Source organism: Methylomonas montana, assembly GCF_030490285.1.
GTDB lineage: Bacteria > Pseudomonadota > Gammaproteobacteria > Methylococcales > Methylomonadaceae > Methylomonas > Methylomonas montana.
The window spans coordinates 191,354-205,452 of record NZ_CP129884.1 but is presented as its reverse complement, the minus strand read 5'-3'; the positions used below and the strand labels follow the sequence as shown (position 1 = coordinate 205,452).

At 54.8% G+C, this 14,099-nt stretch carries 10 protein-coding genes; 7 read left to right on the top strand and 3 right to left on the bottom strand.

Features of this window, described 5'->3' with window-relative positions:
• Positions 1-14: 14 nt before the first annotated feature.
• From QZJ86_RS00985 to QZJ86_RS00975, 3 genes are read left to right on the top strand one after another with little or no spacing between them, the layout of a single operon-like run.
• On the top strand, positions 15-1,151 hold the full coding sequence (locus QZJ86_RS00985; RefSeq protein WP_301935817.1) for an efflux RND transporter periplasmic adaptor subunit: 1,137 nt from the start codon (positions 15-17) through the stop codon (positions 1,149-1,151).
• A 3-nt stretch (positions 1,152-1,154) separates the two neighbouring features.
• Complete coding sequence (locus tag QZJ86_RS00980; RefSeq protein WP_301935816.1) at positions 1,155-4,280, top strand: efflux RND transporter permease subunit; 3,126 nt, start codon at positions 1,155-1,157, stop codon at positions 4,278-4,280.
• 12 nt (positions 4,281-4,292) lie between these two features.
• A complete protein-coding gene (locus QZJ86_RS00975) occupies positions 4,293-5,975 on the top strand; it encodes a BatD family protein (RefSeq protein WP_301935815.1) in 1,683 nt (560 codons plus the stop codon).
• A gap of 62 nt (positions 5,976-6,037) precedes the next feature.
• On the opposite strand, the gene nudE is transcribed toward QZJ86_RS00975, so the two are convergent.
• Complete coding sequence (gene nudE / locus QZJ86_RS00970) at positions 6,038-6,589, bottom strand: ADP compounds hydrolase NudE (RefSeq protein ID WP_301935814.1); 552 nt, start codon at positions 6,587-6,589, stop codon at positions 6,038-6,040.
• 94 nt (positions 6,590-6,683) lie between these two features.
• Positions 6,684-8,195 carry a methyl-accepting chemotaxis protein gene (locus QZJ86_RS00965; protein WP_301935813.1) on the bottom strand — a complete coding sequence of 504 codons (1,512 nt, stop codon included), beginning with the start codon at positions 8,193-8,195 and terminating at the stop codon, positions 6,684-6,686.
• A gap of 190 nt (positions 8,196-8,385) precedes the next feature.
• Between QZJ86_RS00965 and yrfG the strand changes: the two genes are divergently transcribed.
• Positions 8,386-9,042 carry a GMP/IMP nucleotidase gene (yrfG, locus tag QZJ86_RS00960; RefSeq protein WP_301935812.1) on the top strand — a complete coding sequence of 219 codons (657 nt, stop codon included), beginning with the start codon at positions 8,386-8,388 and terminating at the stop codon, positions 9,040-9,042.
• Here yrfG and rhlB read toward each other — a convergent pair.
• Positions 8,981-10,321, bottom strand: coding sequence for an ATP-dependent RNA helicase RhlB (rhlB, locus tag QZJ86_RS00955; protein ID WP_301935811.1), 1,341 nt, complete (start codon positions 10,319-10,321; stop codon positions 8,981-8,983). The two genes, yrfG and rhlB, sit on opposite strands and share 62 nt — an antisense overlap.
• Positions 10,322-10,422: 101 nt before the next feature.
• Between rhlB and trxA the strand changes: the two genes are divergently transcribed.
• The 3 genes from trxA to QZJ86_RS00940 all read left to right on the top strand — a co-directional run bounded on the left by trxA (position 10,423) and on the right by QZJ86_RS00940 (position 14,090).
• Entirely contained in the window at positions 10,423-10,749 is a 327-nt protein-coding gene (trxA, locus tag QZJ86_RS00950; protein WP_320415835.1) for a thioredoxin TrxA, read from the top strand.
• 177 nt (positions 10,750-10,926) lie between these two features.
• Positions 10,927-12,183: a transcription termination factor Rho gene (gene rho / locus QZJ86_RS00945; RefSeq protein ID WP_301935809.1), complete on the top strand. Its 1,257-nt coding sequence runs from the start codon at positions 10,927-10,929 to the stop codon at positions 12,181-12,183.
• Positions 12,184-12,419: 236 nt separating this feature from the next.
• Positions 12,420-14,090, top strand: a complete 1,671-nt coding sequence (locus QZJ86_RS00940; RefSeq protein WP_301939064.1) for an ABC transporter ATP-binding protein/permease — start codon at positions 12,420-12,422, stop codon at positions 14,088-14,090.
• The last annotated feature ends 9 nt before the right edge of the window (positions 14,091-14,099 follow it).

Sequence of the window (14,099 nt, the reverse complement as noted above, 5' to 3'; positions counted from 1 at the left end):
TTATAGGAAATACCATGAAAGCGAAGCGCTTTACTCTCTGCCGCCCCAGGCTGTTTTCGAAAGGGCTGCTGTTACTGAGCTTTACACTGCCCGCCGCCGGCGCGGAAATGAAACCGTTGCTGGAGGCCTCACCGGCCTTGTTGAAGTTGCTCGACGTGGCGGAAGTGAAACCCAGCGAAGTCAGCGAGTCGTTGAATCTATCGGCCAGGGTGGAACTGGATCAACATAGGGTGGCACGGATCGGCGCGTCCGTGACCGGCCGGATTACCGAAATCAACGCGATGCTGGGTCAAAACGTCAAGAAAGGCGAACGTCTGGCCTTGTTGAACAGTACCGAACTGAGCCAGGCGCAATCAGATTATTTAAAAGCCACTTCGCAGGTCAATTTGCGGCGCATCACCGTCAAACGCGCCGAACGGCTATTGGAAAGCGGTGTGATTGCCGAAGCCGAATTGCAGGAACGCCAAGGCGTGTTGACCGAGGCCGAAGTCGATTTACGCGCCGCCAGCGACCGTTTGCGGGTGATGGGCATGAGCGAAACCGATTTGAAACGGCTGGACAAGCAACGCAGCATCCATTCCTTTTCGCCGGTCACTGCCAGCATCGACGGCGTGGTAATCGAGCGTAACGTCGCCATCGGTCAGGTAGTACAACCGGCCGACAGCCTCTATACGGTGGCCGATTTATCGCAGCTGTGGCTGGTCGCGGAAATTCCCGAACAGCAAGCGCATTGGGCGCGGCAAGGCGATAAGGCGCTAGCCGAGGTACCTGCATTGCCGGGCCAGGAAGTCAGCGGCAAGCTGATTTATGTCGCCGACCTAGTCGATGCGGACACCCGCACCGTCACGGTACGGATGGAACTGGCCAATCCGCAACGCTTGTTCAAACCGCAGATGCTGGCCACCTTGAAGATCAGCAAACCCGGCTCGCAAACCTTAACGGTGCCCAGCCAGGCGGTGGTACGCGATAACGACAAGGACTATGTGTTCGTGCAAACCGCACCGACCAATTTCGAACTGCGGCCGGTGCGGCTGGGACGCGAGGAAGCCCAAAAACGACCGCTGCTGGAAGGCTTGAAAGCCGGCGAGAAGATCGTGGTCAGCGGCGCGTTTCACTTGAATAACGAGCGCCTGCGCGGCACATTGGAGTAAACAATGATCAATGGACTGATCCAAGCGGCCCTGCAACAACGCATCCTGGTCGCGGTGCTGGCAGTAGCCATTACTTTATTCGGCGCCCGCGCCGTGCAGCAATTGTCGGTGGATGCGTTTCCGGACGTCACCAATATTCAGGTACAAATTGCCACCGAAGCCACCGGCCGCTCGCCGGACGAAGTCGAACGCCTGATCACCGTGCCGCTGGAAATCGCGATGGCCGGCCTGCCCGGTTTGGAAGAAATGCGCTCGATGAATAAAAACGGGCTGTCGTTGATCACGCTGATTTTCACCGACAGCACCGAAGTCTATTTCGCCCGCCAATTGGTGATGGAACGGCTGATCGAAGTCAAACAGCAGATGCCGGACGGCGTGAATCCGGTATTGGGTCCGGTATCGACCGGTTTGGGCGAGGTTTATCAATACACGCTGGATCGCGACGACGACGGCCAGAAGGCCTTGACCCAGGAAGAATTGCAACTGCGTCGCGAAGCTCAGGACTGGGTGGTACGGCCCCTGCTGCGCGGCATACCCGGTGTCGCCGAAATCAACTCCCAAGGCGGTTACGTCAAGCAATACCAAGTCTTGGTCAATCCCAACCGCCTGCATCATTACCGGATTTCCTTGAACGAGGTGTTCGAGGCTTTGGCTCACAATAACGCCAACAGCGGCGGCGGCGTGCTGCCGCATTATGCCGAGCAATATCTGATTCGCGGCGTCGGCTTGATCAACGACGTCAACGACATCGGCAATATCGTCTTGAAGGAAGAAAACGCCGTGCCGGTGCATATGCACGACGTTGCGGAAGTGAAGATCGGCCACGAAGTGCGAGTCGGCGCGGTGCTCAAGGACGGCTATACCGAATCGGTCGGCGGCGTGGTGATGATGCTGCGCGGCGGTAATGCCAAGGAAGTGGTGAGCCGGATCAAGGAGCGGGTGGCGGAAATCAACGACAAAGGCATGCTGCCAAATGGCTTGAAAATCGTTTCTTATTACGACCGCAGCGACCTGGTCGATGCCGCCTTGCATACCGTCACCAAGGTGTTGCTGGAAGGTATCGTGCTGGTGGTGATCGTGTTGTTCCTGTTTCTGGGCGATGTGCGCTCCAGTTTGATCGTGGTCAGCACCTTGATCGTCACGCCCTTGGTGACTTTTATCGCGATGAATCAGCTGGGTTTGTCGGCCAATTTGATGTCCTTGGGCGGCTTGGCGATTGCGATCGGCTTAATGGTGGATGGCTCCGTGGTGGTGGTGGAAAACGCCTTCCGCTTGTTGGGCGAACGCAAGGGCCGCGCCACCAGCCGAGTAAAAGTGGTGATGACCGCCGCCCAGGAAGTAGCGACACCGGTCCTGTTCGGGGTCGGCATCATCATCCTGGTGTTTTTGCCCTTAATGACCTTGCAAGGCATGGAAGGCAAGATGTTCGCGCCGCTGGCCTATACCATCGCCATTGCCTTGTTGATTTCGCTGGTGCTGTCCTTGACGCTGTCGCCAGTGCTATGCGCCTTCCTGCTGGAAGGCCACGACGGCGAACACGATACCCTGCTGATCGCCTTCATCAAACGCTATTATCTGCGCATGCTGGATTGGGCAATGGCCAATCGGCTCAAGGTCGTGGGCGGCGCGGTGGCGGTATTTGCCGCCACGCTGGCTTTGTTGCCCCTGCTGGGTACTTCGTTTATTCCGGAAATGAAGGAAGGCTCCATCGTGCCCGGCATTAACCGGATGCCGAATATTTCCTTGGAAGAAAGCATTCATGTGGAAATGCAGGCGATGAAAATGGTGATGGAGATTCCCGGCGTCAAAACCGTGGTCAGCGGCGTCGGCCGCGGCGAAAGTCCGGCCGACCCGCAAGCGCAAAACGAATCGACGCCCATCGTCACGTTGAAGCCGCGCGAAGAATGGCCGAAAGGCTGGAATCAGGACGATATCGCCGACGCGATGAGCGCCAAACTCACCGCGAACCTGCCGGGTATGCAAGTAGTGATGGCTCAACCGATTTCCGACCGGGTCGACGAAATGGTCACCGGCGTACGTTCCGACGTGGCCGTGAAAGTATTCGGCGACGATCTGGCGGAGCTGAAACGGCTGGCCGACGAGATTGCCGGCGTCGCCAACAACGTGAACGGCGCCCGCGACATTCGCGTCGAACGGCTGACCGGCCAGCAATATTTGAATATCACTGTCGATAGGCAAGCCATCGCCCGCCACGGCTTGAATGCCGCCGATATTCACGACGTGATCGAAACCGCGATAGCCGGCAAGGTGGCTACCGAGATTTATCAGGGCGAACGGCGCTTTTCGGCGGCGGTACGTCTGCCGGCGCAATTTCGCAATAATACCGGCGCCATCGAAGCTTTGATGCTGACTTCGGCAAACGGGGCGCGGGTGCCGTTGGGCGATGTCACCAAGATCAGCCTGAACGACGGCCCGGCCTTGATCAGCCGAGAAATGGGTAAGCGCCGCATCGTGGTAGGTATTAATGTTCGCGACCGGGATTTGGGCGGTTTCGTCGCCGAGTTGCAAAAAGCCGTGGCCGACAAGGTCAAATTGCCGGAAGGCTATTATCTGCAATGGGGCGGCCAGTTCCAGAACATGGAACGGGCCTTGGGTCACCTGAAAATGATCATTCCGGTCACCATCGCGGCGATTTTCTTTTTGTTGTTCATGCTGTTTAAATCGCTGCGCTTCGCCACCTTGATTATTCTGGTGCTGCCGTTCGCGTCGATAGGCGGCATTATCACGCTGTTTCTCAGCGGCGAATATCTGTCGGTACCGGCCTCGGTCGGTTTCATCGCCTTGTGGGGGATCGCAGTGCTGAACGGCGTCGTGCTGGTCTCGTATATCCGTTCGCAGCGCGAGAGCGGCTTGAGCCTGGAATATGCAATTCGGCGCGGCTGCGAACAGCGCTTTAGACCGGTGATGATGACCGCCACCGTAGCATTGCTGGGCCTGGTGCCGTTTTTGTTCGCCGTAGGTCCCGGCTCGGAAGTACAAAAACCGCTGGCCATCGTGGTAATTGGCGGCTTGGCTAGTTCGACGCTGTTGACGCTGTTGGTGTTGCCGGTGTTATACGGCTGGTTCGACAATCGTCATGACACCCATAAACCTTTTTCAATGAAGTAGATGATCAACTTTATGCATAGACATTATTGCTCGCGGATTCTGTTTAGCCTGTTAATGTTGTTGGCGAGCGCAATCGACGCGGCGGAAATTGAAGTGACGGTGGACCGCAATCCGGTCGGCCTCGGCGAATCGTTTCAGATCACCTTCACCGCCAGCGAGGAGCCGGACGGCAGCCCGGATTTTTCGCCCTTGCAGGACAATTTCGAGATCATCAATCAGCAGCGCAGCAGCAGTTCGTCGTGGGTCAACGGCAAAAGCAGCCGTAGCGAACAGTGGATCGTCAATGCGATGGCCAAGCAAGCCGGCGAGTTATTGATTCCGCCCATCGCTTTCGGCGCCGACAACAGTAAGCCCTTGAAACTGACCGTCAGCGAAAACACCGTGACGCCGCAGAGCAACGACGAGATATTTCTGGAAGTCAATGCCGCACCGGAAAAGCCTTATGTGCAGTCGCAAGTGCTATGCACGCTGAAGCTATTCCGTAAGGTGCAGATCACCCAGGCCAGCCTCAGCGAACCTGAGATCAAGGATGCGCTGGTCGAAAAGCTGGGCGAGGACAGTACTTACGCCACCCAAGTCAAGGGTGTCGATTATTGGGTGACCGAGCGCAAATATGCGATTTTTCCGCAGCAAAGCGGAGTGTTTACCATCGCACCCTTGATCCTGAACGCCGAATTTGTCAGTAACCAGCAGCAGCGGCGCTTCAACGGCTTTTTCAACCGCCCCAGCACCGAAAGCCGTCGCATAGCCTCGAAAGCGATTACATTGAACGTGCAGGCGGTACCGGCCGGCTTTAAAGGCCCGAATTGGCTGGCGGCCGAGGCCTTACAACTCAGCGAAACCTGGTCCGACACCAGTCTACAAGTCAAAGTCGGCGAACCCTTGACACGCACTTTGACACTAAGCGCCAAGGGTGCCACGGTTGGCCAGCTGCCGGAACTGTTGGGTAAAACCGCCATCGACGGCATCAAGACCTATCCCGATCAACCGCTGCTGAAAGAAGACAAGCAAATCGACGGTCTGACCGCGCTGCGCGAGGAGAAAATCGCCTTCATTCCGTCTAAGCCCGGCGACTACACCTTACCGGCACTGGAAATCGCCTGGTTCAATACCCAGACTCAAAAAACGGAAGTGGCCAGTTTGCCCAGCGTGAAGATCAAGGCTTTGGCCAGCGGCGCTGCAACCCATCCAGCGCCAGCAACGGCCACCGCGCCGGCCGAACCGGCGTCCGACAGCATCGCCAGTACGCCGATTACCGTGGCCTCCGACAGCGACACCCGCATTTGGCAGGCGGTATCGGCGACCTTGGCGGCCGGCTGGTTGCTGACCATTGTGCTGTTCTATCGGCGACCGGCGGCTAAACCATCAGGACCGAAGTCCGGCACGGCAGCATCGGAATCCTTGTTGGAAAGGACGCTGAAACGCGCGTGCTGGGAAAACAATCCGCAAGCCGCTAAGCAGGCTTTATTGCAATGGGGCAAGACCGAATTTGCAACCGGGAGCCTAGGCAGCCTGGCGGCGCGCTGTCCGGCTGCGCTAGGCGAGGAAATCCTGGCGCTGAATCGCTTGTTATATTCCGGACAACATCAGGACTGGCAAGGCCAAAATCTATGGCAGGCGTTTTCCGCTAAACCATTGGCGGAAAACGCCGACAGGAAAAGCGACGACGGTTTAGAGCCCTTGTTCAAGATTTAACAATCAAAAAGCTGTAGAGACGTAAAATCTTGCGTTTCCAGCGATGCGGTATAAGTGGCGCTTTAGTCGCGGCCGTTCAGATGCGCCAAAGCCATATACAACGCGGCAATCGAACGAGCCTCACTACATTCGCAGCTAGCCAGCAAGGTGTCTATGCGCCGCAACGGCCACGGCACCACTTGCAGCTCTTCCGGCTCGTCACCGACCAGTTTTTCCGGATAAAGCTCCTCAGCCAGAATGATGTCTATGGTGTGTTCCAAATAGGCCGGCGCCAACGAGACTCGATGCAAATGCCGCAACTTGGCGGCGCCGTAACCGATTTCCTCTTTCAGCTCCCGATTCGCGGCGGTCAACATATCTTCACCGGCATCGAGCTTGCCCTTCGGTAAGCCCAATTCGTAACGATGGATACCGGCCGCGTATTCCCTGACCAGCAATACCGTCTCCGGATCCAGCATCGGCACGATCAGCACCGCGCCGCTGGAAGCGTTGCGGGCCAAGCGCTCGTATTGACGGCGCTCGCCGTTGCTAAACTCTAAATCCAGCGCCTCGATGCGAAACTGGCGAGTTTGGGCGACGACGGTCTGTTTCAGAATTTTTGGTCTATTGGACATCGGCTGGCTCGACAATGCGGGTTATCGGATGAACACACTATAACCCAGCCACCAGCCAGTCTGGCAAGAAGTTGCTGGGCCTAACGCGGCCTGCTCAGCGTTTATCCAAGGTAAAAAAACCGACAACCTGTTGCAACTGTTCGGCTTGGCCGTTCAACTCTTCGGCGGTTGCCGCCATTTCCTCCGAGGCTGCGGCATTTTGTTGAGTCACCCTATCCAGCTGACGCATGGCTTCGCCGATTTGTTTGATGCCTTCAGCCTGCTCGTTGGAAGCGGCATTGATCTCTTGCACCAGATCGGCGGTTTTATCGATGCTAGGCAACACATTGCCGATCAATACCCCGGCTTTTTCGGCAATCGCCACGCTGTTGGAGGCCAGTTCGTTGATTTCCTCGGCGGTGGTGCGGCTGCTTTCCGCTAACTTGCGGACTTCGGCGGCCACCACCGCGAAGCCTTTGCCGTGTTCGCCAGCCGAAGCGGCTTCGATCGCCGCGTTCAGAGACAATAGATTGGTCTTGTAGGCAATGTCTTCGATTAGGCCAATTTTCTTGGCGATATGTTTCATCGCGCTGACGGTTTCCACCACCGCTTCGCCGCCTTGCTTGGCCTCGCCAGCCGATTTACCGGCGATCTTTTCGGTAATATGGGCATTTTCGGTATTTTGTTGTACAGAAGCGTTGAGTTGCTCGATGGCGCTAGTGGTTTCCTCAACGCTGGCCGCCTGCTGCGTGGTCGCCTGGCTGATCGATTGCGCGGTGGAACTGACTTCCTTGGACGCGGAACTTAATACATCAGCATTGCCCAACACTTGCTCGACCACATCGCTCAACTGGTCTCGCATCATTTTTAAGTCGTATAACAAACTGCTACTGTCACCCTCCCGCAGCTCGATATCAACGGAAAGATCGCCGCCGGCTATGGTTTTCACCGCTTCGGCCGCATAAGCCGGTTCGCCGCCCAGCTGCTTCATTAAGCCCTTGGTAATCAAATAGCCGGCCATCGCCCCGACCAGCACCGAGGTTATTGCCAGCATGCTAATGGTATTGACGATACTGCTGACCGTCAGCTTGGCCGCCTCTCCGGTTTGTTGCATCAATTTGACTTGATAGTCGATTAAAACGGTAACCGCATCGAAATAAGTGGTTTGCAGTTTCCGAACGCTGGTCAGCAAATATTCGGCCGCTTCCTGTTGTTTACCGGAGCCGGCCAGGGTGATGAATTGGTCTTGAGCGGCAACATACGGCGCCCTGGCATCCTGCACCGCTTTCAGTGCGGCCTTGCCTTCGACCGTGTTAATGGTCTCGTCGAGTTTATCCAGGTTTCCCTTAATAGTCTTGCGCGCATCCTGGATCCGGCCCAGTTCTTTTTCAATCGTCGCCTGGTCCTTAACGATCAGGGTGTTGCGCATCGAGCGGGCGATCACGTTGATATTATCGATGACGTTATTGGCCCAAACCGTTTTCGGAAATTTGTCGTTGACCATATTGTCGATATCGGCCAGCAGATTGCTCATCGCGTTGATGCTAATCCCGGCGATCATCACCAGTAACAGCAACACGCCGCCAAAACCCAAGCCCAAGCGGGTCCGTACTTTCATGGCACTCATGGTTACACTCCTATTGTCCGACCATATATTGATATTTTTAAGGGTTTTCCTCTCCGCCATCAAGCTTAGCCGAACTTCGAGATTTTCCGGTTAGAATAACAGCCTGGCGCGCTAAACACCGGCTGCGCTGCCTTGACAATCCGTCGACATCATCGGTGCGCCACGCCACGCTTTTTATGAGGGAAAAGGAATGCTCGATTGGAAACAAATCGATACCGTTTTACTGGACATGGACGGCACCTTGCTGGATCTGAATTTTGACAATCATTTCTGGCAAGAATTTGTACCCCTGCGCTTCGCCGAACTGCATGGTCTGTCGCTAGAGGAAGCCAAGCAGCAGCTGGCGCCACGTTTCAAAGCGATGGAAGGCAAACTGGAATGGTATTGCCTGGATTTTTGGAGCGCCGAGCTGGCGTTGAATATCGCCGGCTTGAAGCAGGAGCTGGCCGGACTGATCGCGGTGCACCCGCATGTCAGCGAGTTTCTGGACGCGGTGCGCGGCAGCGGCAAGCGCTTATTGCTGGTGACCAACGCTCACCGCGACAGCCTCAATCTGAAAATGGAAAAAACTTGTCTGCACCAGTTTTTCGACGCAATTATCTCGTCGCATGATTTCGGCTTTGCCAAGGAGCACCAAGACTTTTGGCAAACCCTGCAGGACAGACATGTTTTCGAAAAGCATAGAACCCTACTGGTTGACGACAGCCTGGCCGTGTTGCGCTCGGCCGAAACCTTCGGCATCGCTCACCTGGTCTCGATCAGCAAACCGGACAGCCAACGACCGGTCAGACTGATTGAGGAATTTCCGGCTGTGGAGGATTTTCGGGCGCTGATGCCTGGCTTGTAGCGGATGTGGGGCGCGGCGGCCTATGTTCTCTGGGTTTGTGCTCTGAACGTGGCGGGCGTTTGTCACGCTGCATGACCCGTTCGCGCGGCTCACGGCGCTCGGGTTTGGCCACGTCTTCCACCATCAATTCCGGCGTGATGGCTTGCACAGGCACTTTCTCGCCGATGTAATCCTCAATGTCCGGCATCGAATAAGCATATTCCTCGCAAATAAAACTGATAGCCTCGCCGCTGGCACCGAAACGGGCGGTACGACCGATGCGATGCACATAATCCTCGACATCCTGCGGCAGGTCGTAATTGAAGACATGCGAAACGTCCGGAATATGCAGCCCGCGCGCCGCCACGTCGGTGGCAATCAGCAATGTCACCCGGTTTTCCTGGAAATCGTTGAGCAGGCGCTGGCGTTTTTCCTGAGGCACGTCGCCGCTGAGCATCGCGGTCTTGTGGCCGTTGGCTTGCAGATAATCGTCCAGTTGTTCGGCGCAACGCTTGGTGTTGACGAAGACGATGCTGCGCTGCGGTTGATGCTGTTTCAGCAAGCCCAGCAACAGCGGGATTTTCTGCTCGTTGGCCGGGCAATAGGCCACCTGGTTGATAGCTTTTGAGGTGACTTCTTCTGACTCGATGCGGATCAGCACCGGGTTGTTCATGTGCTCGTAAGCCAGTTCGGTAACCTTGTAGGACAAGGTCGCGGAAAACAACAGATTCAGGCGTTTTTCCGGTGGCGGCATGCGGCGTAACAGAAAGCGAATATCCTTGATGAAGCCCAGATCGAACATGCGGTCGGCTTCGTCCATCACCGTGACCTGGATGTTATCCAGCGTGAAGGCGCCTTGCCGGTAGAAGTCGATGATTCGGCCTGGCGTACCGATGATAATGTCGACGTTGGTTTTGATTTTATCCAGCTGCTTTTGATAATCGGTGCCACCGTAAATCAGCGCGAATTTCAGATTCAGGTATTTGCCGAGCACCAGCGCATCCTTATGGATCTGGATCGCCAGTTCCCGGGTGGGCGCCAGAATCAACGCACGCGGATTTTTGATTTTTTCGCTTTCGTCGTTGAGCAGGCGCTGAAAAGTCGCCAACAAAAAACTGGCGGTCTTACCGGTACCGGTTTGGGCCTGGCCGGCGACATCTTTATCGCGTAACGCCAACGGCAGTGACTTATCCTGAATGGGTGTGCAGTTGATAAATCCTGCTTCTTTCAGACTTTTAATGATGGAGTCGGACAGCTCCAGATTGCTAAAACGCGTTTCCGTCAAATGTGTTTTTTTCATAGCGCGATAGAATAAACTAAAAAGCCGCACGGTTGAAATCGATTGACAATTAAAGCGCGGCGAAACTATAGTCTTGACTTTGTAAACTAATGGAGAATGGCGTGAGCGACCTAGTCCTTCATGTATCAGATGCTGATTTTAATGAAACTGTGTTGAAAGCCGGTACGCCGGTATTGGTCGATTATTGGGCGGAATGGTGTGGACCCTGCAAAATGATTGCCCCGGTTCTGGATGAGATTGCATCCGAATATAAAGGCAAACTGACCGTTGCCAAGTTGAATATCGACGAAAACCCCAAAACTCCTCAACACTATGGCGTGCGCGGCATCCCGACCTTGATGATCTTCAAGGGCGGCGAAGTGGAAGCGACCAAAGTCGGCGCGTTAACCAAATCCCAATTGGCTGCGTTCATCGATAGCAACCTCTAAGATTTAAGCTGAATCGACCGGATTTATTAAAAATGTTTTTGATAAGTCCGGTTATTGCGCTAGAATTTTCTGCGCTTGCACCTTCGCATCCTAATCGTCCTTAGTTTATCCAACAACCACCTTCCGCTGTAAACAGCTTTCTGCTGTTTTGCATTTCTTTCATTTCCCTTTATCAACATGAACCTTACCGAGTTAAAACTAAAACAAGCCACCGAAATTATCGCCATTGCCGAGTCCCTAGGACTGGAAAATATCGACAGAGCCAGAAAGCAGGAATTGATTTTCTCGATTCTGAAAAAGCAGGCGAAAAGCGGCGAAGACATTTTTGGCGACGGGGTTTTGGAGATACTGGCGGACGGATTCGGTTTTTTAAGGACACCCGGTTGTTCCTATCTCGCAGGGCCGGACGATATTTACGTATCGCCCAGCCAAATCAGACGCTTTGGCCTGCGCACGGGCGACACGGTCAGCGGCAAGATTCGGCCGCCCAAGGAAGGCGAACGTTACTTCGCGATGCTGAAAGTGGAAAGCATCAACTTCGAGTCCCCCGAGCAATCCAAAAACAAGATTTCCTTTTCCAACCTGACACCGCTGTTCGCCAACAAACGCTTCCGTCTGGAGCAAGGCAACGGCACCAGCGAAGACTTGACCGCCCGCATCATCGACCTGATCGCCCCCATCGGCAAGGGCCAGCGCGGCCTGATCGTCTCGCCGCCGAAAGCCGGTAAAACCATGATCATGCAGAGCATCGCCCATGCAATTGCCGAGAACAATCCCGAATGTTATCTGATCGTGTTGTTGATCGACGAACGCCCGGAAGAGGTCACCGAGATGGAACGTTGCGTGCGCGGCGAAGTGGTCTCCAGCACTTTCGACGAACCGGCTACCCGCCACGTTCAGGTGGCCGACATGGTCATCGAAAAAGCCCGACGCATGGTCGAGCATAAGCACGACGTGGTTATTTTGTTAGACTCGATTACTCGACTGGCCAGGGCTTACAACATGGTAGTGCCTTCTTCCGGCAAGCTGTTGTCGGGCGGTGTCGACGCCAACGCGCTGGAAAAACCCAAACGCTTTTTCGGCGCGGCCCGGAATATCGAAGAAGGCGGCAGCTTGACCATCATTGCCACTGCGCTGGTCGAAACCGGCTCGCGGATGGACGAGGTGATCTTTGAAGAGTTCAAGGGTACCGGTAATATGGAATTGCATCTGGAACGCAAAATCGCCGAGAAACGGGTGTATCCGGCCATCAACATCAACCGCTCCGGCACCCGCCGCGAAGAATATCTGGTCGATCCCGACGAACTGCAAAAAACCTGGATTTTGCGCAAAATTCTGCAACCGATGGACGAATTGGCGGCATCCGAATTTTTGCTGGGCAAACTAAAGGATTTCAAAACTAACGCGGCATTTTTCGATTCGATGAAGCGCTAAGTCCAATCTCGATCCGACGAGCGACACCATCTGGTCGCTCGTCGCTACCCTGCCAAACACTCCATACCCTCTCCCCCTTTCGATTTCCCAAGCAAACACAACAGCCTATTTCCATCCTAAGTCGCGACTGTAATCGATCCGACATATTTGATGGTTATGGATGCGTTTAATTTTGTTATATTGCCTGCCGACCTTAAACGAGGAGTATGGCCTTGCGAACAACCAGTCAATTTTTTATGCCGTTCGTCCGATTGGCGGGACCTTTTTGGTGCTCTGAAAATAAGACCACTATTCGAGGCCTATCGGCGGCTTTAGTGGCGTTAACGGTAGCGCAGATTGCGATATCGGTGATCATCACCGAATGGAGCGCCGCGTTATTCGATGCATTGGAACAGCGTTCGATGTCGAGACTGTTTACTCAAGTCGGACTAATCGTGTTGATTTTCCTCGCCAATATGGCGATTACCGCCACTCATCTGGTGATCAAGCGCCGATTGCAACTGGGTTGGCGCGGCTGGTTAACCGATCAACTGATCGGTCAATGGATGCGCGACGGTCGCCATTATCTGGTCACCCATATTCCAGGCCAGCACGACAATCCCGACGGCAGGATCGCTGAGGACATCCGGATTTCCACCGAATATGCCATTGATCTGTTGCATACTGTCTTTTATTGTCTGTTGCTATTGATCAGTTTTACCGAGATTTTGTGGACTTTATCCGGCACGGTCACTCTGAACCTGGGCTTGGTCGAAATCCCTATTCAAGGCCATCTGGTCTGGTTGGCGTTGATTTACGCCGCCAGCGCATCGACCTTGGGTTGGTGGATAGGCCGGCCTTTGACGACCGCTACCGACAACCGACAAACGGTGGAAGCCAATTTTCGCTTTGCCTTGGTCAAAGCCCGCGAAAACGCCCAAGCCATAGCGTTGATTCACGGCGAGCGCCACGAGAGCCCGCATTTTCATAGTTTGTTCGGCAATATCGTCGACGCCTGGGATCAACAAACCCAGGCCTGGAAACGGATTACCATGTTCAGCTCCGGTTACTCGATATTGTCAATGGCGTTTCCTATCCTGGTATCGGCGCCCCGCTACATTTTGGGCTCCATCAGCCTGGGCGCGCTGATGCAGTCGGCTCAAGCGTTCCAGCAAATGGTAGCCGCACTCTCCTGGCCGGTAGACAACATGGGCAAGGTGGCTGAGTGGCGCGCGTCCGTGGAACGGATCCTCGGACTGAGCAAAGCCCTGGAGCAACTCGAACGGGAAATCGCCAAGCCGGACCCTCATCGCATCCGCCTGGAAAAGACAGATCGATCAGTATTGGCTTTCCGCGATTTATGTATCACCCGACTGGATAGCATCGTCTGTGTGCCTTGTCTTAATGAAGAGATCAAAGCCGGTGAACAGGTGTTGATTGCCGGTAACGCATTTTCCGGTAACAAACTGTTTAAGGCGATTGCCGGCTTATGGCCCTGGGGCGAAGGCGTCATCGAGCTGCCGGACGACGAATCGATGTTCTTCATGCCGCCACGGCCTTATCTACCGACCGACACCTTGCGCGCATCCATTTGCTATCCATCCGACAGTGCCGCATTCGATCAGGCCATTCTGGAAAACACTATGGAGCTGGCTGGTGTTAAAGAACTTGTCGAGCAACTCGACGAAATCGGCGATTGGGAAAAAAATCTCGAACGCGAGCAAAAGCAGCGTCTGGGCCTGGTGCGGCTGCTATTGCACAAACCTAAATGGATATTGATGCAAGAAGCCTTCGATTCGCTAGACCCGGAAGGCGAAGTCGCCATGGTCAATCTGATCCATAAAAAATTGCCGGATTCGGCAATGTTGACTATCACCAAGCAACCGACCATACAAGCGTTGCACAAACGGCAAATTACACTCTGCTAACCCGACAGT

Excerpts from the sequence above, each read along its gene's own strand:
- QZJ86_RS00985 (WP_301935817.1), top strand. The coding sequence starts at position 15 with ATGAAAGCGAAGCGCTTTACTCTCTGCCGCCCCAGGCTGTTTTCGAAA.
- QZJ86_RS00980 (WP_301935816.1), top strand. The coding sequence starts at position 1,155 with ATGATCAATGGACTGATCCAAGCGGCCCTGCAACAACGCATCCTGGTC.
- QZJ86_RS00975 (WP_301935815.1), top strand. The coding sequence starts at position 4,293 with ATGCATAGACATTATTGCTCGCGGATTCTGTTTAGCCTGTTAATGTTG.
- nudE (WP_301935814.1), bottom strand. The coding sequence starts at position 6,589 with ATGTCCAATAGACCAAAAATTCTGAAACAGACCGTCGTCGCCCAAACT.
- QZJ86_RS00965 (WP_301935813.1), bottom strand. The coding sequence starts at position 8,195 with ATGAGTGCCATGAAAGTACGGACCCGCTTGGGCTTGGGTTTTGGCGGC.
- yrfG (WP_301935812.1), top strand. The coding sequence starts at position 8,386 with ATGCTCGATTGGAAACAAATCGATACCGTTTTACTGGACATGGACGGC.
- rhlB (WP_301935811.1), bottom strand. The coding sequence starts at position 10,321 with ATGAAAAAAACACATTTGACGGAAACGCGTTTTAGCAATCTGGAGCTG.
- rho (WP_301935809.1), top strand. The coding sequence starts at position 10,927 with ATGAACCTTACCGAGTTAAAACTAAAACAAGCCACCGAAATTATCGCC.
- QZJ86_RS00940 (WP_301939064.1), top strand. The coding sequence starts at position 12,420 with ATGCCGTTCGTCCGATTGGCGGGACCTTTTTGGTGCTCTGAAAATAAG.